This window comes from Scandinavium sp., assembly GCF_036271055.1.
Lineage (GTDB): Bacteria > Pseudomonadota > Gammaproteobacteria > Enterobacterales > Enterobacteriaceae > Scandinavium.
Genome location: NZ_DATBBJ010000100.1, coordinates 107,590 through 129,241 on the forward strand (window position 1 = coordinate 107,590; position 21,652 = coordinate 129,241).

General features: G+C 52.4%; 21 protein-coding genes. 9 read left to right on the forward strand and 12 right to left on the reverse strand.

What is annotated here, in order from left to right:
- Nucleotides 1-2: 2 nt before the first annotated feature.
- The gene (locus VH187_RS21510) at nt 3-956 is read right to left on the reverse strand and encodes a glycosylasparaginase (protein WP_329703469.1); all 954 of its coding nucleotides are present in this window, start codon (nt 954-956) and stop codon (nt 3-5) included.
- A 2-nt stretch (nt 957-958) separates the two neighbouring features.
- Nucleotides 959-2,278, reverse strand: coding sequence for a PTS cellobiose transporter subunit IIC (gene celB / locus VH187_RS21515; protein WP_329703470.1), 1,320 nt, complete (start codon nt 2,276-2,278; stop codon nt 959-961).
- Nucleotides 2,279-2,433: 155 nt separating this feature from the next.
- Between celB and VH187_RS21520 the strand changes: the two genes are divergently transcribed.
- Entirely contained in the window at nt 2,434-3,249 is an 816-nt protein-coding gene (locus VH187_RS21520) for a helix-turn-helix domain-containing protein (protein ID WP_329703471.1), read from the forward strand.
- 2 nt (nt 3,250-3,251) lie between these two features.
- Here the strand turns inward: VH187_RS21520 and arsC are convergent, their stop codons facing one another.
- On the reverse strand, nt 3,252-3,608 hold the full coding sequence (gene arsC, locus VH187_RS21525; protein ID WP_329703472.1) for an arsenate reductase (glutaredoxin): 357 nt from the start codon (nt 3,606-3,608) through the stop codon (nt 3,252-3,254).
- Between the two features lie 9 nt (nt 3,609-3,617).
- Nucleotides 3,618-5,081 (reverse strand): beta-barrel assembly-enhancing protease, encoded by a 1,464-nt coding sequence (gene bepA, locus VH187_RS21530; protein ID WP_329703473.1) that lies wholly within the window; start codon nt 5,079-5,081, stop codon nt 3,618-3,620.
- A 223-nt stretch (nt 5,082-5,304) separates the two neighbouring features.
- On the opposite strand from bepA, the gene VH187_RS21535 reads away from it, so the two are divergent.
- Complete coding sequence (locus VH187_RS21535) at nt 5,305-6,369, forward strand: AI-2E family transporter (protein WP_329703474.1); 1,065 nt, start codon at nt 5,305-5,307, stop codon at nt 6,367-6,369.
- A 65-nt stretch (nt 6,370-6,434) separates the two neighbouring features.
- Here the strand turns inward: VH187_RS21535 and bcp are convergent, their stop codons facing one another.
- Together bcp and VH187_RS21545 are read right to left on the reverse strand one after the other, a co-directional pair.
- Nucleotides 6,435-6,905, reverse strand: a complete 471-nt coding sequence (gene bcp, locus VH187_RS21540; protein WP_329703475.1) for a thioredoxin-dependent thiol peroxidase — start codon at nt 6,903-6,905, stop codon at nt 6,435-6,437.
- On the reverse strand, nt 6,905-7,477 hold the full coding sequence (locus VH187_RS21545; protein ID WP_329703476.1) for a glycine cleavage system transcriptional repressor: 573 nt from the start codon (nt 7,475-7,477) through the stop codon (nt 6,905-6,907). The genes bcp and VH187_RS21545 overlap by 1 nt, the downstream gene beginning before the upstream one ends.
- Nucleotides 7,478-7,631: 154 nt before the next feature.
- On the opposite strand from VH187_RS21545, the gene dapA reads away from it, so the two are divergent.
- The 6 genes from dapA (at nt 7,632) to ypfH (ending at nt 14,174) form a co-directional block, all read left to right on the forward strand.
- The gene (gene dapA / locus VH187_RS21550) at nt 7,632-8,510 is read left to right on the forward strand and encodes a 4-hydroxy-tetrahydrodipicolinate synthase (RefSeq protein WP_329703477.1); all 879 of its coding nucleotides are present in this window, start codon (nt 7,632-7,634) and stop codon (nt 8,508-8,510) included.
- Nucleotides 8,511-8,526: 16 nt separating this feature from the next.
- Nucleotides 8,527-9,558, forward strand: a complete 1,032-nt coding sequence (bamC, locus tag VH187_RS21555) for an outer membrane protein assembly factor BamC (RefSeq protein ID WP_329703478.1) — start codon at nt 8,527-8,529, stop codon at nt 9,556-9,558.
- A 112-nt stretch (nt 9,559-9,670) separates the two neighbouring features.
- The gene (purC, locus tag VH187_RS21560; RefSeq protein ID WP_329703479.1) at nt 9,671-10,384 is read left to right on the forward strand and encodes a phosphoribosylaminoimidazolesuccinocarboxamide synthase; all 714 of its coding nucleotides are present in this window, start codon (nt 9,671-9,673) and stop codon (nt 10,382-10,384) included.
- Between the two features lie 127 nt (nt 10,385-10,511).
- Nucleotides 10,512-11,396, forward strand: coding sequence for a KPN_02809 family neutral zinc metallopeptidase (gene ypfJ / locus VH187_RS21565; RefSeq protein WP_329703480.1), 885 nt, complete (start codon nt 10,512-10,514; stop codon nt 11,394-11,396).
- A 3-nt stretch (nt 11,397-11,399) separates the two neighbouring features.
- Entirely contained in the window at nt 11,400-13,400 is a 2,001-nt protein-coding gene (locus VH187_RS21570) for a tRNA(Met) cytidine acetyltransferase TmcA (protein WP_329703481.1), read from the forward strand.
- A gap of 78 nt (nt 13,401-13,478) precedes the next feature.
- On the forward strand, nt 13,479-14,174 hold the full coding sequence (ypfH, locus tag VH187_RS21575; RefSeq protein ID WP_329703482.1) for an esterase: 696 nt from the start codon (nt 13,479-13,481) through the stop codon (nt 14,172-14,174).
- A 49-nt stretch (nt 14,175-14,223) separates the two neighbouring features.
- Here ypfH and VH187_RS21580 read toward each other — a convergent pair whose 3' ends face one another.
- Genes VH187_RS21580 through VH187_RS21590 form a run of 3 tightly spaced genes read right to left on the reverse strand, consistent with a single transcriptional unit; the run spans nt 14,224 to nt 15,926 of the window.
- Nucleotides 14,224-14,415: a YpfN family protein gene (locus tag VH187_RS21580; protein WP_329703483.1), complete on the reverse strand. Its 192-nt coding sequence runs from the start codon at nt 14,413-14,415 to the stop codon at nt 14,224-14,226.
- A gap of 26 nt (nt 14,416-14,441) precedes the next feature.
- Entirely contained in the window at nt 14,442-15,569 is a 1,128-nt protein-coding gene (gene dapE / locus VH187_RS21585; protein WP_329703484.1) for a succinyl-diaminopimelate desuccinylase, read from the reverse strand.
- Nucleotides 15,570-15,572: 3 nt separating this feature from the next.
- Nucleotides 15,573-15,926 (reverse strand): ArsC family reductase, encoded by a 354-nt coding sequence (locus tag VH187_RS21590; RefSeq protein WP_329703485.1) that lies wholly within the window; start codon nt 15,924-15,926, stop codon nt 15,573-15,575.
- 354 nt (nt 15,927-16,280) lie between these two features.
- Between VH187_RS21590 and ypfM the strand changes: the two genes are divergently transcribed.
- Nucleotides 16,281-16,340 (forward strand): protein YpfM, encoded by a 60-nt coding sequence (gene ypfM, locus VH187_RS21595; protein WP_100780840.1) that lies wholly within the window; start codon nt 16,281-16,283, stop codon nt 16,338-16,340.
- Nucleotides 16,341-16,743: 403 nt separating this feature from the next.
- On the opposite strand, the gene VH187_RS21600 is transcribed toward ypfM, so the two are convergent.
- The 3 genes from VH187_RS21600 to acrD all read right to left on the reverse strand — a co-directional run bounded on the left by VH187_RS21600 (nt 16,744) and on the right by acrD (nt 21,551).
- Nucleotides 16,744-17,352 (reverse strand): helix-turn-helix domain-containing protein, encoded by a 609-nt coding sequence (locus tag VH187_RS21600; RefSeq protein WP_329703486.1) that lies wholly within the window; start codon nt 17,350-17,352, stop codon nt 16,744-16,746.
- 198 nt (nt 17,353-17,550) lie between these two features.
- Nucleotides 17,551-17,805 (reverse strand): hypothetical protein, encoded by a 255-nt coding sequence (locus VH187_RS21605; RefSeq protein WP_329703487.1) that lies wholly within the window; start codon nt 17,803-17,805, stop codon nt 17,551-17,553.
- 632 nt (nt 17,806-18,437) lie between these two features.
- Entirely contained in the window at nt 18,438-21,551 is a 3,114-nt protein-coding gene (gene acrD / locus VH187_RS21610) for a multidrug efflux RND transporter permease AcrD (protein WP_329703488.1), read from the reverse strand.
- Nucleotides 21,552-21,652 lie beyond the last annotated feature (101 nt).

The following is a 21,652-nucleotide window of genomic DNA, read 5'->3' on the forward strand; positions in this document are numbered from 1 at the left end:
GTTTACTCCTCAATCGGGGCGCGAATGCGCGCGGCATAGGCCTGCATCCATTCGTCATCCACCGGCTGGTAGTGTGTTTTTTCCTGTCGGCGTTCGGCGAGATACACGGTCAGCGGCTGTTTTTCTGACGCGACGACAAACGAGAAGGTTTTGATATTGGTGGCTGCACCAAATTCGCCGTGACGATTCATGCATACCACCGAAAGATCGCCGACACGCCCAAAGCGCGACATCAGTTTGTCCTCCAGTTCGAATACCACCGAATCAGCAGCATCCTGCGGCGTCATGCCACCCGCCATGCGGCGCACGATTTCATAGCTGGTGCAGCCTTTCATCAGATCTTCACCAACGCCCGTTGCGGTTGCCGCGCCCGTTTCACTGTCGCAATAAAAACCGGAGCCCATGATCGGCGAGTCGCCAACGCGCCCGCGTTTTTTCATAAACAAGCCGCTGGTGGAAGTGGCGACGCTCATTGAACCTTGTTTGTCGAGACCGATAATACCGACGGTGTCGTGACCGTCGTACGGGCTGAGGCCTTTATCAAGCGTTTCGCGACAGCGTTTGCGGTAATGCTGCATCGCGCGGTCGGTCAGCATGGTTTTCTCGGCGAAGCCCTGTTCCAGCGCCCATTCGCGTGCGCCCTGGCCGACCAGCAGCGAATTGTAGCGCTGGCGGCTGAGTGCTTGCGCCACCCGCACGGGATTAGCAATATCAATCAGATTACCGACCGCGCCAAAGGCCAGGGTGTCGCCGTCCATAAAGGCGGCGTCCAGTTCCACTTCGCCGTTTTCGGTCGGCAGGCCACCGTATCCCACGGATTTGTAGAATGGAAAGTCTTCAACGGCAACAACGGCATCCACCACGGCGGTGGACGCGGCTCTCCCTGCGGCCAGCGCCGACGCTGATTCGGTCACACCTTCCAGCGCCATACGCCAGGTTGCAATAATTCCCCACATCGTTACGACTCCTGTTTTGCCAACTGGCGGGTTTCATGTTCGGTAGCAATTTCCGCCGCGCGATACTGCTTGTCGAGAATGCGCATAAACGGCAGATAGAGCATTGCTCCAATCAATAAATTCAGTATTTGCATTACGCTGCCGGAGAGGTGTCCGGTGACGATAAAGCCGCTCAAGACCGGTGGCAGCGTCCATGGAATGAATACGCCAGTCGTCACCGCCACTGCGCCGATTTTCATCGCTACGTATTGAATAGTCACCAGAACGAGCGGCACGAGGTTAAACGGGATCAGCATGATCGGGTTCATGATGACAGGTAGCCCAAACAGCACGGGTTCATTGATGTTAAAGATGGATGCCCCCGCGCCAAGACGCGCCACTTCACGCATGTTTTTGCTGCGAGCGAAGATCAGCATTGCGATCACCAGAGACAGCGTCGCACCCGCGCCGCCCATCCAGATCATGTCGAAGAACTGCTCGGTAATGATGTGTGGCGGGGTGACGCCTGCCTGAATGGCGGCGATGTTGTCGGTCTGATTTTCCATCCAGAGTGGGCGAATAATGCCGTTGATCATCGAGCCGGAGTTAATGCCGACCGACCACAAAATGGTGATGCTGAATACCGTCATCAGTGCGCCAAAATAAGACGTGCCATAGTGACGCACCGGAGTGGCAACCACTTCATAGATGAACTGGTGAATGGTGTTGTAGTGGGTGTTTTCAAAGCCAATGCGGATTACCAGCACCAGGATCATCACCACCAGCGCCGGGATCAGCGCTGCGAAAGATTCCTGCACCGCAGGCGGCACACCATCCGGCATTTTGATGACCAGCTTTTTGCGTTTCAGCCAGCAGAACAATTCGGTCCACAGCAGTGAGCCGATCATCGCCACGAACAGTCCTTTGCTGCCGATCCACTCAACCGGTATCACGGTAATGCCGCCGTTTTCCGCGACTTTGATAAACGGCGTGAGGATAAGGAAACTCACCAGCGCCAGAATGCCGCAGGAGACGCGGTCCTCTTTGTAATGCTCCGCCAGTCGGAAGGCCACGAGGAAACTGACAAACAGCGACATCGTGGAGAACACGGCGTTAAACGGGATCTCTACGATGCTGCTCCAGCTGTCACCAAAGGTATGAGACATAAACTGCTGATAGCCCTGATTCGGGAACGACGAAATCACCAACAGGATCGAGCCGACGATAATAAACGGCATAAACGAAACGTACGCACCGCGAATGGCGCAAAGATGGCGCTGCTGCGCGGCTTTCGCCGCCAACGGCATCAGTTTTGCTTCTAAAAATCCCAGAACATTGTTCATTTTGAGCTCCGCACGAGACTGACGATTGGGTTGTGTGTTATGACTACCGATTATCAGTGAAAGGTTGAGCATGAAAGGTGAAATCGGTCACAACGCCAGCGCGTCAATCATGTAAGTCTCACAAGATTGGTTTGATTTGAATTCAGGAGCAGGCGATGGAAATTAAGCTGCACGCCAATGCCACTACCACACCCCGCGTGCGTCGTTATCTACAGCAGTCCGATAAAAGCGACCGTGAGCTGGCAAAAGAGTTGGGGATCTCGGTGACGACCGTGCGGCGCTGGCGTCATCGCGAACAGACGGGCGATCGGCACACTACGCCAAATGTGATACACAAAGCGATGAGACAGGAGCAAGTGGCGCTGGTCAATGTCTTGCGCGACACGCTGCAAGCGCCGCTCGATGAACTTCTGTTTATGGTGAATGACGGGCTAGGTATTCCGGTTTCACGCGCCACGCTGAACCGTTATTTACGTCCTGCGCATCAGCGGGAAAAAGGTACGCTGCAAGGGAAGAGGGCGCTAAAAGCGGGTGTATTGCCAGATACACTCACGTTGCACTATCGGCGGTTGTCGATGACCATGGACGACGGCGGCGATCATCATCTGCTATGGGCGCGCGAACCAGTGAGCGGCTGGTGTCACGCTCGGGTCTATTCCGGGATTTCGCTTCCCCTGGTCAAAAACTGGCTGAACGACACGCTGGCGTGTTGCCCGGCTGATATTCAATGTCTTGAGACTGAATTGGTAAAATGGCTGGGTATTGAGATGCCGGGCATGACTGTTTTTTGCCAGTCAAAGACCTGCGCGAACACCATTTTCTTTACTGATGCTTTGCAAACGCTGGTGCCTGCGGCAACGGAGCCGGATGAATTAGTGCAGCGATTGTGCGAACTGTGGAATACCGGGAAAACGCAGAAGAAGCTTGGGGAATGTACGCCGCAGGCATTTCTGGAAGCGCTGCGGCGATAGAATTAGATAATTTCCAGCACCTGTTCCGGTGGACGACCAATCCGCGCCTGACCGTTTTTCACCACAATTGGGCGCTCAATCAGCTTTGGATGAGCCATCATCGCATCAATCAAGGCGCTCTCGCTGAGCGTGCTGTCGTCCAGGTTCAGCTCTTTGTAGAGATCTTCTTTCTGGCGCATCAGTTCACGGGCGCTGCTCATGCCGAGCATTTTCAGCAGGTTTTTGATCGTCGCTGCATCCGGTGGTGTATCGAGATACACCACCACCTCTGGTTCAACGCCGTTATCTTTCAGTAGGGCTAAGGTTTCGCGGCTCTTGGAGCAACGTGGGTTATGGTAAATCGTAACCGCATGACTCATCGGGTGTCCTTACATCTTCATATAGGGTTTAAATGTTTCCTGCAACTGACGGAACTGGTCGATTCGCGCGTCGTAGCGGGCCTGTTGCAGACTGCCAAGCTTCACCTGTGAACTGGCACTGCTGAGCAGCGAAATCGCCTGATCGAGCCGTCCTACCAGCGCCATGCCTTCCGCACGCGCCGCCAGTTCCTGATCGCGATTACCGAGCTTGCCTTCGGCCTGCGCCAGTAAATCCCAGCCGTTGGAATCATCTTTGTAGGTAAAGGTGTAGCGGTTAAGCAGCGTCGCTGCTTCTGCTGGTTTGCCTGATTCAAGCAGGGCGTTAGCCAGATTCAATTGCAGTACCGGGTTGATGCGCAGATCTTTCGCCGCTTTCAGGCGATTGACCGCTTCATCGGGCTTGTTCTGTCCCAGTGAAATGTCCGTCGCGAGATCAAGATACCAGGTATTTTGCGGATTTGCGGCCAGCAGCGGCTGCAATTGTTTGCTGGCTTCACCAAAGTTATTCGCTTCCATTGCCAGCAGGGCGCGACCATATTGCGCGGCGTGCTGTTCGCGGATATTGCCCTTTGACCAGCCGTCGAGCAGGTCAGTTCTCAGCTGGTTTTGCCCGTTGTTGTACATGCCAAGCGTACGCGCTTTTGCCATGTAAAAATCTTCCGAAGATTGCGTGACCACCGGGCGCATTTGGTTGGCGCGGTTGCGCGCATCCGCCAGACGGCTTTCCGGCAAGGGGTGCGTCAGCAGCATTTCAGGTGGTTTCGACGAATAGCGTGACTGGTCCATCAACTTATCCATAAACTGCGGCATGCCCTGCGGATCGAAACCCGAGCGTTGCAGCACCTGAATCCCGATTCGGTCGGCTTCTTCTTCGTTCTGTCGCGTGAAGCTAATCAGCCCCTGTTGTGTGCCTGCCAGCGTACCGGTCAACGCCGCCATCCCGGCCTGCGGGCTTGCCATTGCCAGCAGAATCGAACCGAGCGCGCCCACCCAGGTCAGCGGCGCATTGCGCTTCTGATCTTCCATCGCACGGGCGAGGTGGCGTTGGGTAACGTGTGAAATTTCATGCGCCATTACCGACGCCAGTTGGCTTTCGGTATCGGCATAGCGGAACAACGCCGAGTGCAGCACCACATTCCCGCCAAAGAAGGCGAAGGCGTTCAGCTCGTCGTTATTGATTAAAAAGAAATGGAACGGAGTGCGCACCGAATTGGCATGTGACACCAGGCGCATACCAAGACCGTTAATGTACTGAACCAAAAGTGGGTCATTGATAAGCGGCGCGCTGCCGCGCAGTTGGCGTACGTAATAGTCGCCCATCTGCATCTCTTGCCCGATGGAAAGTGTGCTTCCTGCGGTCGTGCCGATATCTGGCAGTGAATCTGCGGAGTCCGCAAAGGCGGGCAATGCCTGGCCCAGGGTCAACGACGCGATGAGAGTCGCAACCAGCGTTTTCTTTAACTGCCTGAACATAGCTCGGTCCTGTATGTTGGGTGTGCCAGTTTGACCGACAACGCGGCGTAACGTTCCACTGTCGGCTGCCCTGGCAGTTTAGCTGTCTGCGGCACGGCTGAAAACACCCTTACGCGACTTTTGCTACAGGGTGCGGTGTAAGACAAAAAGCGCAGGCAATTTTGTGACATTTCGATACAATTCACGCGGGCCTTTTGCCCGCCATTCAGGGAACGGTGTAGTTATGCTCGAAATGTTAATGCAGTGGTATCGTCGTCGTTTCAGCGACCCGGAAGCGATAGCGCTGCTGGTCATTCTGCTTGCCGGGTTCGGCATTCTCTTCTTTTTCAGTGGGCTGCTCGCACCGCTTCTGGTAGCGATTGTGCTCGCGTATCTGCTCGAATGGCCGACCGTTCGTCTCGAGCGCATTGGCTGTTCGCGCGGCCTGGCAACGTCCATCGTGCTGGTGCTGTTTGTTGGCGTCGTGATGTTGATGGCCTTTGTCGTCATGCCTGTGGCATGGCAACAGGGCATCAATTTAATCCGCGATATGCCGGGGATGCTCAATAAATTGTCTGATTATGCCGCCACGCTGCCGCGTCGTTATCCGGCGTTGATGGACGCAGGCATTATTGATGCGATGGCCGAAAACATGCGTGGCCGCATGCTGACGATGGGCGATTCGGTGGTGAAATATTCCCTCGCCTCGCTGGTGGGGCTGCTGACGCTGGCGGTCTATCTGGTGCTGGTGCCGCTGATGGTGTTCTTCCTGCTGAAAGATAAAGAACAGATGCTTAACGCCGTGCGCCGTGTGCTGCCGCGCAATCGCGGGTTGGCAGGGCAGGTGTGGAAGGAGATGAACCAGCAGATAACCAACTATATCCGTGGCAAAGTACTGGAGATGATTGTGGTCGGCATTGCCACCTGGATTGGTTTCCGCTTGTTTGGCCTCAACTATTCGCTGCTGCTGGCGGTGCTGGTGGGCGTGTCGGTGCTGATCCCTTATATTGGTGCGTTTGTGGTGACCATTCCGGTGGTCTTTGTGGCGCTGTTCCAGTTCGGTCTTGGCTCCGAATTCTGGAGTCTGTTTGCCGTGTACCTGATTATTCAGGGTCTCGATGGCAATCTGCTGGTGCCGGTACTGTTCTCCGAAGCGGTGAATCTACACCCGCTGGTGATTATTCTCTCGGTGGTGATTTTCGGCGGACTGTGGGGCTTTTGGGGCGTGTTCTTTGCTATCCCGCTGGCAACGCTTGTCAAAGCGGTGGTTCATGCCTGGCCGGACAGTCCGGCGATTGTGGAAGAATAAGCTGGCTTAGAAATGAAAAAGGCCCGTTGGCGATGAGCGAACGGGCCTTTTGCTTACTGGTGTTATCAGGCGTTTTCTTTCAGCCAGTTCAGCACTACATCGTGGTGATTGCTGGTTTTGAAATCGTCGAATACGTGCTCGACTTTGCCGCTACCGTCGACCAGGAAGCTGATGCGATGAATGCCGTCGTAGGTTTTGCCCATGAAGGACTTCTCGCCCCAGATGCCAAACTGTTCGCAGACCTGATGGTCTTCATCAGAGAGCAGGGTAAAATTCAGCAGTTCTTTTTCGACAAAACGGGAGAGCTTTTCCGGCTTGTCAGTGCTAATACCCAGCACCTCAACACCCGCTTTTTTGAGCTCATCCATATTATCGCGTAAGCCACAGGCCTGCACGGTGCAGCCCGGGGTCATGGCTTTCGGGTAGAAATAAACCAGAACACGCTGTCCCTGGAAGTCGGTTAAATTTACTTGCTCGCCGTCTTGATCAGGCAAGCTAAATTTCGGTGCGAGATCACCGGCTTTCAGTGGGGTCATTACGAAACTCCATCTTGTTCATCATGCTGTGAATAATTGACGACGTTTATACTGCCTTGCGCTTTCAATTCTGTACACAGGTCTTTAAAGGCTTGTTCGATCTTTGCCGCATTTTGCGACTCCGGGCTGTGCGCAGTCACCTGAATAAATAGCTGCGGGGTGACCTCTTTCTCGCCCGGTTGCGTGCGAGAAACCAGCTCGGCGATGTTCATGCCGTGCGCGTCTAACAGCCCGGTAAAACGTTCGATAATATGCGCCGAGTCAGGCACTTCCACTTGAATCCATACGGTTGATGGCTGCGCCGGGCGCGGTTGCGCCGAGGTACGTTTCATCACAATCAGGAGATCCAGTTCCGCCCCTTTTAACGGTAACGTCGATTCAATGAGGGTAATGGCATTCCAGGTGCCGGAGAGCAGCATGATAAACGTGAACTCATCGCCAAGCATCGCCAGGCGGCTGTCTTCGATATTGCAGCCACAGCTACTGACGTGACGAGTGATGGTGTTTACGATACCAGGGCGGTCGGCACCCAGCGCGGTAATCACCAAATAGTGATGTAGGGAGGCTGTCAAACCTGTTCTTCCTGTGAAAAGGGGAGGTTGTGACTAGGAAAGCATAAAAAAAACCGGCATACAACATCCTGAGGGCCTCCCGTCTCTTGCTTTTATAACAAGACCAAACGTACCATTGAGGCTCTTGTCTGCACATCAGCACTGAGGATGGCCCATGTTCACGGGAAGTATTGTAGCGATTGTCACGCCGATGGATGAAAAAGGTCAGGTCGACCGCTCCAGTCTGAAAAAACTGATTGATTACCATGTCGCCAGCGGAACCTCGGCGATTGTTTCGGTAGGCACTACCGGAGAGTCCGCCACCCTGAGCCACGATGAACATGGTGATGTGGTGATGATGACTGTTGAACTTGCTGATGGGCGCATTCCGGTCATTGCAGGCACGGGCGCTAACGCGACCGCAGAGGCTATCAGCCTGACCCAGCGCTTCAATAACAGTGGTATTGTCGGCTGCCTGACAGTCACGCCGTACTACAATCGTCCGACTCAGGAAGGTCTGTTCCAGCATTTTAAAGCGATCGCTGAACATACTGATTTGCCACAAATTCTGTATAATGTGCCGTCTCGTACTGGCTGCGACATGCTGCCGGAAACCGTTGGGCGTCTGGCGAAAATCAAAAATATTATCGCTATTAAGGAAGCCACAGGGAACTTAAGTCGCGTTCACCAGATCAAAGAGCTGGTTTCAGACGACTTTATTCTGCTGAGTGGCGACGATGCCACCGCGCTCGACTTCATGCAACTGGGTGGTCACGGTGTGATTTCCGTCACCACAAACGTAGCCGCGCGCGAAATGGCAGAAATGTGTAAACTGGCCGCCGACGGTCGCTTTAATGAAGCCCGTGCGATTAACCAGCGTCTGATGCCGTTGCACAATAAATTATTTGTCGAACCCAATCCTATCCCAGTGAAATGGGCTTGTAAGGAGTTGGGTCTTGTGGCGACCGATACGCTGCGCCTGCCAATGACCCCGATCACTGCCCATGGCCGTGACGAGGTGGCATCCGCGCTGAAGCATGCCGGTTTGCTGTAAAGTTTAGGGAGATTTGATGGCTTACTCAGTACAGAAGTCGCAGCTGGCAAAAGTTGCGGGTGTTTCGCTTGTTCTGCTCCTCGCAGCCTGTAGTTCCGATTCGCGCTACAAGCGCCAGGTGAGTGGTGATGAAGCCTATCTGGAAGCGCCACCGCTTTCCGAGCTTCATGCGCCAGCTGGCATGATCCTGCCTATCCAGAACGGTGATTACAACATCCCGGTTGCTCGCGGCGACGGTGCCACGGGTAAAGGGCTGGATATTCGTCCGCCAGCACAGCCGTTAGCATTGGTTTCAGGCGCGCGTACCCAGTTCACGGGTGATACCGCCTCGCTGATGGTCGAAAGTGGCCGTAGCGGTAACCTGTGGCCGCAGGTAGTGAGCATCATTCAGGACAAAAATTACACCATCGACAAGCGCGATGATGCGACGCAAACCCTGACCACCGATTGGGTGCAGTGGAACCGTCTGGACGAAGATCAGCAATACCGTGGTCGTTACCAGGTGTCTGTGAAACCACAGGGCTATCAGCAGGCTGTCGTAGTCAAACTGATTAATCTGGAACAGGCCGGTAAACCGGTTGCGGATGCCGCATCCATGCAGCGTTACAGCGCTGAAATGCTGAACGTGATCTCTGCGGGTCTGGATAAAAACGCCACGACTGCGCAAAACGCAGCGCAAAGCCGCGACGGGGCAACCTTTGACGTGCAGAGCGCCGCTGATGACACCGGCTTACCAATGCTGGTCGTGCGTGGTCCGTTCAACCAGGTGTGGCAGAAACTCCCGGCAGCGCTGGAAAAAGCAGGCATGAAAGTGACTGACAACACCCGCTCTCAGGGCAGTATGGCTGTGACCTACAAACCGCTGTCTGACAGTGGCTGGCGTGATCTCGGTGCACGAGATCCGGGCCTGACTTCCGGTGACTACAAATTGCAGGTCGGCGATCTCGATAACCGCAGCAGCATGCAGTTCATCGATCCGAAAGGGCATACGCTGACTCAGTCGCAGAACGATGCGCTGGTGGCGGTGTTCCAGGCTGCATTTAAGTAAGAAATAAAAGGGCTGGCGCAAACCAGCCCTTTTTTCTGTTACCATACGCAAACGTGTGCGTCGGCAGAAAAACCGATTTTAATGTCCATTTTCCTACCCGGAGTATTGAAAGATGCAAAAGCAAGCTGAGTTGTATCGCGGCAAAGCGAAAACCGTTTACAGCACCGAAAACCCGGATCTGTTGGTGCTCGAATTCCGCAATGATACGTCAGCCGGTGACGGAGCGCGTATTGAACAGTTCGACCGTAAAGGAATGGTGAACAACAAGTTTAACCACTTCATTATGAGCAAGCTGGAAGAGGCGGGCATTCCGACCCAGATGGAACAGCTGCTGTCCGACAACGAATGTCTGGTGAAAAAACTCGATATGGTGCCGGTAGAGTGCGTGATCCGTAACCGTGCCGCAGGATCACTGGTTAAGCGTTTGGGCATTGAAGAAGGCATTGAGCTGAACCCACCGCTGTTTGACCTGTTCCTCAAAAACGATGAAATGCATGATCCGATGGTAAATGAGTCGTATTGCGAGACGTTTGGTTGGGTTAATAGAGAAAATCTGGCAACCATGCGTGAACTGACTTACAAAGCCAACGATGTGCTGAAAAAGCTGTTCGATGACGCAGGTCTGATTCTGGTCGACTTCAAACTTGAGTTCGGTTTGTTCAACGGCAAAGTGGTGCTGGGTGATGAATTCTCCCCTGACGGCAGCCGTCTGTGGGATAAAAACACCCTGGATAAAATGGACAAAGACCGTTTCCGTCAGAGCCTCGGTGGCCTGATTGAAGCCTACGAAGAAGTCGCTCGTCGTTTAGGTGTGACGCTCGATTAAGGCTAAGTCCTTCTAAATTGAGAGGATGCTTAGCATCCTCTTTTGCTATCTGCCTTGTTAACTATGGTAATTCCGCGCTGAACCGCCTACGATCACTGTATCAGGAACACGAAATACAGAGGTTGTTATGCGTTGGCAAGGTCGTCGCGAAAGCGACAATGTCGAAGACAGGCGAAATGATTCCGGCGGAATGCCTCCGATGATGGGCGGCGGGCGCGGGGGATTTCGTCTTCCCAGCGGTAAAGGCGGCATTATTTTGCTGATTGTGGTGGTTGTGGCGGGCTATTACGGTGTCGATCTCACCGGCATGTTGACCGGACAACCGATGACCCAGCAGCAAACGGCGCAGCGTTCTATCAGCCCGAATGATGACGAAGCGGCCAAATTCACCTCCGTTATTCTTGCTACCACAGAAGATACCTGGGGGCAGGTTTTCCAGAAAATGGGCCGTCAATATCAGCAGCCAAAACTGGTGATGTATCGCGGGGCTACGCGCACCGGATGCGGCACGGGCCAGTCGGTCATGGGGCCGTTCTACTGCCCGGCAGACAGCACCGTCTATATCGATCTCTCTTTCTACGATGACATGAAAAGCAAACTCGGCGCTGACGGCGATTTCGCTCAGGGCTACGTGATTGCGCATGAAGTCGGGCATCACGTGCAGAAGCTGCTTGGCATCGAGCCTAAAGTGCGCCAGATGCAGCAGAATGCTTCTCAGGCTGACGTCAACCGCCTGTCGGTGAAAATGGAATTGCAGGCAGACTGTTTCGCTGGCGTCTGGGGCCACAGCATGCAACAGCAGGGTGTGCTGGAAGCGGGTGATGTACAGGAAGCACTGAACGCGGCTGAAGCGATTGGTGATGACCGTTTGCAACAGCAAAGCCAGGGCCGCGTCGTACCGGACAGCTTTACGCACGGCACATCACAGCAGCGTTACAGCTGGTTCAAACGCGGCTTTGACAGCGGTGATCCGAACCAATGCAACACCTTCGGTAAAACTGCGCTCAATTAAATCATGAATGACATGGATGCCATCCTCGCGCATTGCGTGGAAATGAAAGCGCAGGGCATTCGCCGTCTGCTGGTGCTGAGTGGCGAGGCAGACTGGAGCCATCAGCAGGCATTACTACTGCGTCAGCGACTCGGCGGCGATGGGCTGTTGATCAGCCCAGAAACCCAGCCAGAACCGTATTGCGCGCCGTCTTCACTAAAAACTCTTCTGGGGCGTGAATATGAACACGCCTTTTTTGATGCGCGTAAAGGCTTCGATGTCGCCGCTTTTGCTGCACTTGCCGGCACGCTAAAAGCCGGAAGTTGGCTGGTTCTGCTAACGCCGCCATTGAATCAATGGCCCGCGCTGACCGATGCCGATTCACTTCGCTGGAGCGACAGCGCAGAACCCATCCCCACACCCAATTTTGTTCGCCATTTTTGCCGGGCGTTGCAAAGCGACGGCGAAACGCTGGTCTGGCAACAACATCAATCCTTGAGTCAACCTGCGTTTATTTCTCGCCCGGAATGGTATCCCGCGAACGGTGAGCCGCAGGCAGAACAAGCCAGGATCCTTGCCGAACTGAAAACATTGCCGCCTGGTGTCGCGGTAGTGACCGCTGAACGCGGGCGCGGGAAGTCGGCGCTGGCAGGAATGCATCTGAAAACTCTCTCTGTCAGTGCGATTGTGACTGCGCCAGCAAAGGCCGCAACAGACGTACTCGCTCAGTTTGCCGGTGAGCATTTTTGTTTTATGGCACCCGATGCGCTTCTGGCGTCAACAGAACAAGCAGAGTGGCTGATTGTCGATGAAGCCGCTGCGATCCCCGGCCCGTTGCTGGAAAAGCTGGTCAATCGTTTTCCCCACGCGCTGCTGACCACGACCGTGCAGGGCTATGAAGGCACCGGGCGTGGTTTTTTACTCAAGTTCTGTGCGCGCTTTCCCGGCCTGAAATCGTTTACTTTGGAGCAACCTGTGCGTTGGGCCAGCGGTTGTCCGCTGGAGAGGTTTATCAGTGATGTGCTGATGTTTGATGACGCCCTGCCAGTGTTACCTGTTGCTGACAAATTACGTATTCAGCGCGTTGAACAAACTGCATGGGTACATGAACCCGTCCTGCCCGTCGCGATGTACCGTCTGCTTTCTGCTGCGCATTACCGAACTTCACCGCTCGATTTACGGCGGATGATGGATGCGCCGGGCCAGCATTTTATTTCTGCACAGCAAGGTGACAGTTTGACTGGCGCGCTGTGGCTGGTGGATGAGGGCGGCCTCAGTCCGGAATTGAGTCAGGCAGTGTGGGCTGGTTTTCGTCGCCCGCGTGGCAATCTGGTAGCGCAATCCCTGGCGGCTCACGGGGGTAGCCCACAGGCCGCGACATTACGAAGCCGACGCATCAGCCGCATCGCCATTCATCCACAACTACAGCGTCAGGGCATCGGTCAGCGGATGATTGAAGAGGTGATTGCGCAGACGGCTGATTGCGATTATCTGTCAGTGAGTTTTGGCTTCACCGATGAGCTGTGGCATTTCTGGCAGCGCTGTGGTTTTCATCTGGTGCGTTTAGGTACACATCGGGAAGCCAGCAGTGGTTGCTATACCGCAATGGCCATCTTTCCGTTGAGCGAGGCGGGCATTCAACTGGCAGAGCGTGAGCAGGGCCGCTTCGGGCGAGATGCGTTCTGGCTTGCCGCCTGGCGTGATGATGCAGACTCGCTTACGAATCCCCCGACAAAGGCTATCCTTACTGATGATGACTGGCAGGAATTGAGCGGGTTTGCTTTTGCACATCGCCCATTTATGGCGGCGGTTGGCAGTCTTAATCGCTTGATAGCGACCGTTGATTTACCGTTGCCCGCGCTGCGCAACACATTGACGCTTAAAAATGAGGCTGAATCAGCGCATGGCGGGCGAAAAGCGCTGCTGGCGATGCAACGACAGGAAACTGCAATGGCGTTGGATTTTCTCGATGCCGAACGCTGTCTGCTACTCGCGAAACACGTCAAAAACCTGCAGTTTTTTTAACAAAGTCATTCAGTTAAATGTCATGGTCATTAATGCCCGACGGCGTAGACTCCCCTGTAACAAACGAAGGAGAAAGCCATGAAACATGATCATTTTGTTGTTCAGAGCCCATCAGCCCCAGCCAAACAACTGCTGCTGCTGTTTCATGGCGTAGGCGATAATCCGGTGGCGATGGGGCAGATTGGCAGCTGGTTTGCGCCGCTGTTTCCTGACGCGTTGATTATCAGCGTCGGCGGGGCAGAACCTTGTGGCCCAACGGGCCGCCAGTGGTTTTCGGTACAGGGCGTGACGGAAGAAAATCGTCAGCAGCGCATTGATGCGATTATGCCGACGTTTATTGAAACGGTTCGCTACTGGCAAAAAGAGAGCGGTGTTGACCCGCAGGCGACAGCGCTGATTGGTTTCTCACAAGGCTCGATTATGTCGCTCGAAAGTACCAAAGCGGCCCCAGGTTTAGCCTCGCGAATTATTGCCTTTAACGGACGTTTTGCCACGCTGCCAACAAAAGCCAGTACCGCGACGACCGTGCATTTGATTCACGGCGGGGAAGACGGAGTGATTGATTTAGCCTATGCCGTGGCGGCTCAGGAAGCGCTGGAGCAGGCGGGTGGGGATGTGACACTGGATATCGTCGACGATCTCGGTCACGCCATTGACGATCGCAGTATGCAGTTTGCGCTCGACCATTTGCGTTTTACCGTGCCGAAACACTACTTCGACGAAGCCCTGAGCGGCGGTAAACCGCAGGATGACGATATTATCGAACTGCTGTGATTAGCCGCGAGCTAACAGACAGAAAAGCGCCCAATGGGCGCTTTTCTATTTAAGGCTTTTTCTTTGGCCACTCGTCGTCGTCGTCCCACTTATCGTTGAAATCACGATGCGGAGGAAGCTCCGGCTTGTTCGCCATGTATTTTTTCGGGTCGACGCGCTTGAGATCTTTGATGACGTTGAGAATAACGCCTAACAAAAACACCAGCACCAGGATCCACCAATATTTTGCCAGCCAGTCCATGCCTGATACCTCTTTGAGTAATGCCGCTACGCGACAAGTTGTTCCATGATCCGCTGATACATCCGGGCCAGAAGCTGCAGGTCGGCGGCGTTCACACATTCATTGATTTTATGAATGGTCGCATTCACCGGCCCGAGTTCCACAACCTGAGCGCCCATCCGCGCAATAAAGCGCCCGTCGGACGTGCCACCCGTGGTCAGCAGCTGCGGTTTAATTTCATTATAGTGCTCAATGGCGTTCACCACCGCATCGACTAACTTGCCGCGTCCGGTCAGGAACGGTTGGCCGGAGAGCCACCAGTCCACGCTGTAGCGCAGTTCGTGTTTATCCAACAGCGCCAGGACTTTCTGTTTGATCATTTCATCGGTCAGTTCAGTGCTGAAACGGAAGTTGAACTGCACGAACAGATCGCCCGGGATCACGTTGTTGCTGCCAGTGCCCGCATTAATATTGGCAATCTGCATGCTGGTGTGCGGGAAGAATTCATTCCCTTTATCCCACTCGATCGCCACAAGCTCATTGAGCATGGGGGCCGCGCGATGGACCGGGTTATCCGCCAAATGTGGATAAGCAACATGACCCTGCACACCGTGAATCGTCAGGTTGCAGGTGAGAGAGCCGCGACGGCCATTTTTCACCACATCGCCAACCACTTCGGTACTGGACGGCTCGCCGACCAGGCAGTAATCCAGGCGTTCGTTGCGCGCCATTAGCGCTTCAACCACTTTCACGGTTCCGTGCGTCGCACTGGCCTCTTCATCAGAGGTGATAAGAAACGCCAGACGGCCTTTATGGTTGGGATGCTGAGCGACGAAGCGTTCTGCCGCCACGACCATGGCCGCAAGCGACCCTTTCATGTCGGCTGCACCGCGACCAAACAACATACCGTCACGGATAGTGGGTTCGAACGGGGGATTAATCCAGCGGTCGGCATCACCCGCAGGCACGACATCGGTATGACCGGCGAACGCGAGCGTTTCCCCTTGACCGCGCCACGCCCAGAAATTCTGCGTATCGCCGAAATCCATCGCTTCTACGGTAAAACCAATCGCGCGCAGGCGCTCAATCATCAGCGCCTGGCAGCCCGCATCATCGGGGCTAAGAGAAGGGCGGCGAATAAGCTGCTGAGTCAGCTCAATGACCGGGCATGACATACACTACACCTCGTTAAACGTCTGGTAACTGGAAACATTAAAACCCAGCAGCATAGGCTTACCGGGGGCGCAGAGCAATGGGCGTTTGATGATTGCTGGCATTTCGAGCATCAGCGCGGCGGCGGCATCGGCGTTGGTAATTGACGCTCGCAGCGTTTCATCCAGTTTGCGCCAGGTCGTACCGCGCGTATTCAGCAGCGCTTCCCAGCCCAATTCGGCAATAAACGTATCAAGTAATGCGCGGTCAAGGCCGTCAGCCCGGTAGTCATGAAAGCGGTACTCCAGCTGATTTTCTTCCAACCAGCGACGGGCCTTCTTGATAGTATCGCAGTTTTTAATGCCATACATCGTAATCATGATGAATCCTTTTGCGTCGAAACAGGTGAATCGCTCAGATTTTTCGAATAATTAAAAATCAGGAAAATATCATACGCGAAATAATACCGACAACCAGACTATACGTCAGCAAAATATCTTCACATCTGAAGTGAATGAATTTTCATTTAAATTGCATAATTGTGTGAAATCATATATCGGCATCACTGTTTCAGAATGTTGCAGTAAGTCACATTAAATTAATGGGTATCGGTCATAGTTATGGCAAGCCCTGTGATACGGCGCATCGGGCCAGTTATCGCAGCAATGGGTTGAACCATCTTCACAACACCAGGTTCTTTTCGTACAATAACCATAATAATAAGAGAGGCTGTTATGATCGAACGTGAACTGGGAAACTGGAAAGATTTTATCGAAGATATGCTTCGTAAATAATTCCATAGTGGGTAGTGCGCTAGCTGTTTGAACGTTGTGTTACTTTGCAGAAGCGATAAAAAAGCGACCTCAGGTCGCTTTTTTGCTTAGTTGTACGAATATTGTTCACGTTTTATGGTTTTTTTAGGTGGGAAACCAGAGGCGCGATTATTCCTCAAATTTTGCATCTATTGACATAAGCTATACAGTTTTCCAATGAATTTTTTCGATGTGGAAATTGAGTTTTTTTGGGTTGCAATACGTTTTACTGTGTTTTGATCGTAAAATTAATTCCGAAAAATAAAACGGGTATAATAAATTTCACTATTAACCAAGAACAGGGGGCTTGATGCGCCAAGCTAGTTGGCTCAACGTATCGTTGACGTTTTATAATAAGTTCAACGTGTTAATTCTATCGAGCCTATTAATATTTGTCTGGCAGTTTGTTTATATCCAGCAGAATGCCACGTTCTATAGATATATAACCACCAAGCTTTAGGTCGCTTAATATTTTCATTATGCCACTACGGGAAAGTTGGGTTTTGTCTTTAATATATTCACATGCCGTTATTTTTGCGCGAAGGTTCTCAGGTTCAGTCATTAATCTTTTCAAATTATTACATACAATTGCATAGGTTGATACGCCAACTGAAAGTGAACTGTATTCGAGGAATCGTTTTGAGTTATACATGAACACATAGGAAAGGTTGCGCCAGAGATCTTTTTGTTCTAATGTTTCGACGAATTCGTCACGTGCAATAACCTCGTAACGAATAGAGCCTCTTGCTTGAATATAAACATCGTGATTTTTTTCTATGAGTAAATTAACTCCAATAATGAAAGGTGCACTGACGTTGGTGATCATAACATGATCTTTTTCACGAAATATTGAGATGACGCCTTCATGTATAATTATACAGACTGGAGCAGGATACCTGCTTAATGAAATGACTTGTCTTTCACGTCCCGCTTGTATGCGTGAGGGGTCAGTAACAGCATTAGTCAGTGCAATAATGTGTTCTTCAGGTTTCATGGCATGTCGTCCCCAGAGAGTATAGTTATGTTACAGTTTAGCAGATTTTTGATTTTTGTTGGTTTTATAAGTTTATGAAATCAGTCTGTTAGCGTGATAATCTGCTTCTATTAAAAATATCAACGAGGAAATTTATCTTAAGTTGCATGCGATGTTTGAAAATTTAACTGTAGTTACGAATTAATGCGTAACAATAAACTAAATTTTTTCCTGTAGTGCATCAAACCAATGTCTGATGAGATCTAATCCAACATAAATAATGTTGTCGTCCTCTTGTTGGAGAGGTATGCATGGGTAAATACTGGGTTTTTCATCTTCAAGCAAAGCTTTGATTTCTTCTTTGGTAAAACAACTGTAATCGTTTCGAGATAAATACCATCGATCAAAGTCGTCTTCGCACATAAGAATGCGAACCTTGGTCGCTGTAATATCATTCCTGAAGGTTGATTTCATGGTCAATCTCTTTATTGAAGAACAAATGAATAGCATTACATAAGACATTAGTGGCTTTTATATTATAAATTAGCTTCTTAATCTGCTCTTCCTCTTCAGTATTTGAGGTTTGATTGAAATGATATTAGCAGTATTTTTAATATTTATATTAAATGTCCCTATCATCCAGCTTAATAATATTAATTATAAGTGAAAGTATATCTTAATGTGATTGATTTTTTTTGGCAAAAAAAATTAGGGTCTAAAAATGGATTTATTACATCTTGCTGATATACGCGATGCTGTTGTATGTGATTGTTTTTTAAGGAGTTAATTGAATTTCGGGAAGTGTTGTTTGGGTGGGGTGAAAATGCGAATTATCAGCATAAACTTTTTTTTTGATACCTTGAATCGTCATGTTTTCTCATGTGGAAAACAAAAAAATATTTTTAGAAACGCGCTTCAAGAAGATTAAACTCTATATACATATCTATCAGATAGGCCTGAAGGAATTCATTGAATGAATGTACCAGTTTGTACCTGAATATATGAGTAATAATCTCAAAAGTATTATCAATACAAAAAGACGATCGTTTTTTTGCGATCGCCTTTTATATAATGTCATTGCACTTTATTTAGTGGAGATGTTCAGTTTATTGCGGTTTCTCTTTCAGCGGGAAACGGCGGCGTACTAACACGAAGAATAACGGTACGAAGAAGATAGCCAGTATGGTCGCAGAGATCATACCGCCCATCACGCCGGTACCGACCGCATGCTGGCTGCCAGAGCCTGCGCCAGTACTGGTGGCCATCGGCAGCACGCCGAAGATGAAGGCTAAGGATGTCATCAGGATCGGGCGCAGACGCTGACGGCAGGCGTGGAGCGTTGCCTCCAGCAAATCCTGGCCTTTCTCATTCATTTCGTTGGCAAACTCAACGATAAGAATGGCGTTCTTCGCCGACAAACCAATCACCGTCAGCAGCCCCACCTGGAAATACACGTCGTTCTCAAGTCCGCGCATCCACGTGGCGAGCAGCGCGCCGATAACACCCAGCGGCACCACCAACATCACCGAGAATGGCACCGACCAGCTTTCATACAGCGCCGCCAGACACAGGAACACCACCAGCAGTGAAATGGCATACAGGGCAGGGGCCTGCGCGCCGGAGAGGCGTTCCTGATAGGACATCGCCGTCCATTCGAGGCCAAACCCGGTCGGCAGCTGGCTGACCAGCCGTTCCATGATATCCATCGCCGTACCGGTACTCACGCCAGGTGCGGCTTCGCCCACGATTTCCAGCGCAGAATAGCCGTTGTAGCGTTCCAGTCGCGGCGAGCCGGTTTCCCAGCGTGAAGTGGCAAAGGCTGAGAACGGCACCATTTCACCGCTGCTGTTACGCACATACCAGAAATTGATGTCATCCGGCAGCATGCGATACGGCGCGGCCGACTGGACATACACTTTCTTGGTGCGCCCGCGGTCCATAAAGTCATTGACGTAATCCGAGCCCCAGGCCGTTTGCATGGTGTCGTTGATATCGTTGATCGACACGCCGAGCGCCTGCGCTTTGCGCTGATCGATATCGATCTGCAACTGTGGACTGTCATCGAGACCGTTGTGACGCACGCGGGTTAAGTCCGGTTCATTGCTCGCCATATCCAGCAGTTTGTCACGGGCCGCCATCAGCGCGGTGTGGCCCAGCCCGGCGTGATCCTGCAACTCCATATCGAAACCTGCCGAACTGCCCAGCCCGCTGATAGCCGGTGGGTTGTTCGCGAACACGCGGGCTTCGTTGATTTTGTTAAACGCTTTGGTTGCTCGCTCGATAATGGCGAACGATGTTCCGGTTGACGAATCGCGATCGTCCCAATCTTTCAGGCGCACAAACATACGCGCCACGTTCTGACCATTGCCACCCGGGCCGGAGCCGATAGTGGCAAAGATGGAGGCAACGTTGGCCTGTTCGTTTTTAAAGAAATAGTCCTCAACTTTTTCCACCACTTTCAGCGTTTGCTGTTGAGTGGAGCCGCTTGGCAACTGGATAGACGTCAGGAACATGCCACGGTCTTCCTGCGGCAGGAAAGAGGTCGGGAGTTTGACGAACAGGATCACCATTCCACCGAGCAGCAGCACGTAAATCAGGATCCAGCGCAGACTGCGGTGCAGAATTTTTCCAACGCGGTTTTCATAGCGTTCGGCACTGCTGTTGAACACCCGGTTAAACCAGCCGAAGAACCCTTTCTGACCGTGCTGCTCGCCTTTGTGCAATGGCTTGAGCAGCGTGGCGCACAGGGCCGGTGTGAGGATCATCGCGACCAGAACCGACAACACCATCGCAGACACAATGGTCACTGAGAATTGACGATAAATGGCCCCGGTAGTGCCTCCGAAGAAGGCCATCGGGATAAACACCGCCGACAGCACCATCGCGATACCCACCAGCGCGCCCTGGATTTGCCCCATCGATTTGCGTGTTGCCTCACGGGGCGATAGCCCTTCGGAGGTCATGATTCGCTCGACGTTTTCCACCACCACGATGGCGTCATCCACCAATAGGCCGATAGCCAGCACCATCGCGAACATCGTCAGCGTGTTTATCGAATAGCCGAAGGAGAACAAAATCGCGAACGTGCCCATCAACACTACTGGCACCGCGATAGTCGGAATCAGTGTCGCGCGGAAATTTTGCAGGAACAGATACATCACGAGGAACACCAGCGCGATGGCTTCCAGCAGCGTTTTCACGACGTCGTGAATCGAGGCTTTAACGAACGAAGTCGTCTCGTAGGCAATTTTGTATTCAAGCCCGTGCGGGAAGTAGTGCGACAGCTCGTCGAGTCGTGCCAGCGTGGCTTCGGCAGTTTGCATTTCGTTCGCGCCGGATGCCAGCTGAACACCCAATCCTGAAGCGGGTTTGCGGTTGTAGCGGCTCAGGTAATCGTAGTTTTCAGCGCCTAATTCCACTTTTGCCACATCACCAAGCGTCACCAGTGAACCGTCTTTATTGACGCGCAGCGTGATATCACGGAACTGCTGCGGCGTTTGCAGCAGCGATTGCGCATTCACCGTGGCGTTGAGCGCCTGTTTGTCCACCGATGGCGTACCACCCAACTGACCCACCGCCACCTGGGCGTTCTGCGAGCTAATGGTATCGGTGACATCCTGAGTCGTCATTTGATAGCTATTGAGCTTGGAAGGATCGAGCCAAATGCGCATCGAGTACTGTGAACCGTAAGCCGTAATGTTACCCACGCCGTTCACGCGACTCAGTGGCTCCTGCACGTTACTGGCGACGTAGTCGGCGATATCCTGTTTATCCATGCTGCCGTCCGTCGAAACGAAGGCGATGGTCAGAATGTTAGTATCCCCGGTTTTACGCACCGTCACGCCCTGATCCTGCACGGCCTGCGGCAGCTTTTTCAACGCCGATTGCAGCTGGTTTTGCACCTGCTGCATCGCTTCGTTAGGGTCAGTACCTGCGGTAAAGGTAATAGTGATCGTTGCCTGCCCGGCAGAGCTGCTCTGGGACGACATATACATCATGTTATCGAGCCCGGTCATATTCTGCTCGATAACCTGCGTGACCGTATTTTCCAGCGTTTGCGCCGAAGCGCCTGGATAGTTGGCGGTGATGCGCACGTTTGGCGGCGCTAAATCGGGGTATTGCTCAACTGGAAGCGACAAAATCGCCAGGGTTCCTGTCAGACACAACAGAATGGCCAGCACCCAGGCAAAAATGGGGCGATCGATAAAGAAATTCGCCATCGGAATCAGGACCTCGTTACACGTATTTTTTTGTTATGACAGGCTTTGAACACTGTAGCGGCAAGGCCCGAGCGAAACGTGGAGAAATTAAGGAGATAGTG

What these genes read in the sequence shown, in the direction of transcription:
- VH187_RS21520 (WP_329703471.1), top strand. Translation starts at nt 2,434, where the DNA reads ATGGAAATTAAGCTGCACGCCAATGCCACTACCACACCCCGCGTGCGT.
- dapA (WP_329703477.1), top strand. Translation starts at nt 7,632, where the DNA reads ATGTTCACGGGAAGTATTGTAGCGATTGTCACGCCGATGGATGAAAAA.
- VH187_RS21605 (WP_329703487.1), bottom strand. Translation starts at nt 17,805, where the DNA reads ATGAAATCAACCTTCAGGAATGATATTACAGCGACCAAGGTTCGCATT.
- VH187_RS21510 (WP_329703469.1), bottom strand. Translation starts at nt 956, where the DNA reads ATGTGGGGAATTATTGCAACCTGGCGTATGGCGCTGGAAGGTGTGACC.
- bepA (WP_329703473.1), bottom strand. Translation starts at nt 5,081, where the DNA reads ATGTTCAGGCAGTTAAAGAAAACGCTGGTTGCGACTCTCATCGCGTCG.
- VH187_RS21600 (WP_329703486.1), bottom strand. Translation starts at nt 17,352, where the DNA reads ATGAAACCTGAAGAACACATTATTGCACTGACTAATGCTGTTACTGAC.
- acrD (WP_329703488.1), bottom strand. Translation starts at nt 21,551, where the DNA reads ATGGCGAATTTCTTTATCGATCGCCCCATTTTTGCCTGGGTGCTGGCC.
- bamC (WP_329703478.1), top strand. Translation starts at nt 8,527, where the DNA reads ATGGCTTACTCAGTACAGAAGTCGCAGCTGGCAAAAGTTGCGGGTGTT.
- VH187_RS21580 (WP_329703483.1), bottom strand. Translation starts at nt 14,415, where the DNA reads ATGGACTGGCTGGCAAAATATTGGTGGATCCTGGTGCTGGTGTTTTTG.
- ypfJ (WP_329703480.1), top strand. Translation starts at nt 10,512, where the DNA reads ATGCGTTGGCAAGGTCGTCGCGAAAGCGACAATGTCGAAGACAGGCGA.
- dapE (WP_329703484.1), bottom strand. Translation starts at nt 15,569, where the DNA reads ATGTCATGCCCGGTCATTGAGCTGACTCAGCAGCTTATTCGCCGCCCT.
- ypfH (WP_329703482.1), top strand. Translation starts at nt 13,479, where the DNA reads ATGAAACATGATCATTTTGTTGTTCAGAGCCCATCAGCCCCAGCCAAA.
- bcp (WP_329703475.1), bottom strand. Translation starts at nt 6,905, where the DNA reads ATGACCCCACTGAAAGCCGGTGATCTCGCACCGAAATTTAGCTTGCCT.
- VH187_RS21535 (WP_329703474.1), top strand. Translation starts at nt 5,305, where the DNA reads ATGCTCGAAATGTTAATGCAGTGGTATCGTCGTCGTTTCAGCGACCCG.
- celB (WP_329703470.1), bottom strand. Translation starts at nt 2,278, where the DNA reads ATGAACAATGTTCTGGGATTTTTAGAAGCAAAACTGATGCCGTTGGCG.
- purC (WP_329703479.1), top strand. Translation starts at nt 9,671, where the DNA reads ATGCAAAAGCAAGCTGAGTTGTATCGCGGCAAAGCGAAAACCGTTTAC.
- VH187_RS21590 (WP_329703485.1), bottom strand. Translation starts at nt 15,926, where the DNA reads ATGATTACGATGTATGGCATTAAAAACTGCGATACTATCAAGAAGGCC.
- VH187_RS21570 (WP_329703481.1), top strand. Translation starts at nt 11,400, where the DNA reads ATGAATGACATGGATGCCATCCTCGCGCATTGCGTGGAAATGAAAGCG.
- arsC (WP_329703472.1), bottom strand. Translation starts at nt 3,608, where the DNA reads ATGAGTCATGCGGTTACGATTTACCATAACCCACGTTGCTCCAAGAGC.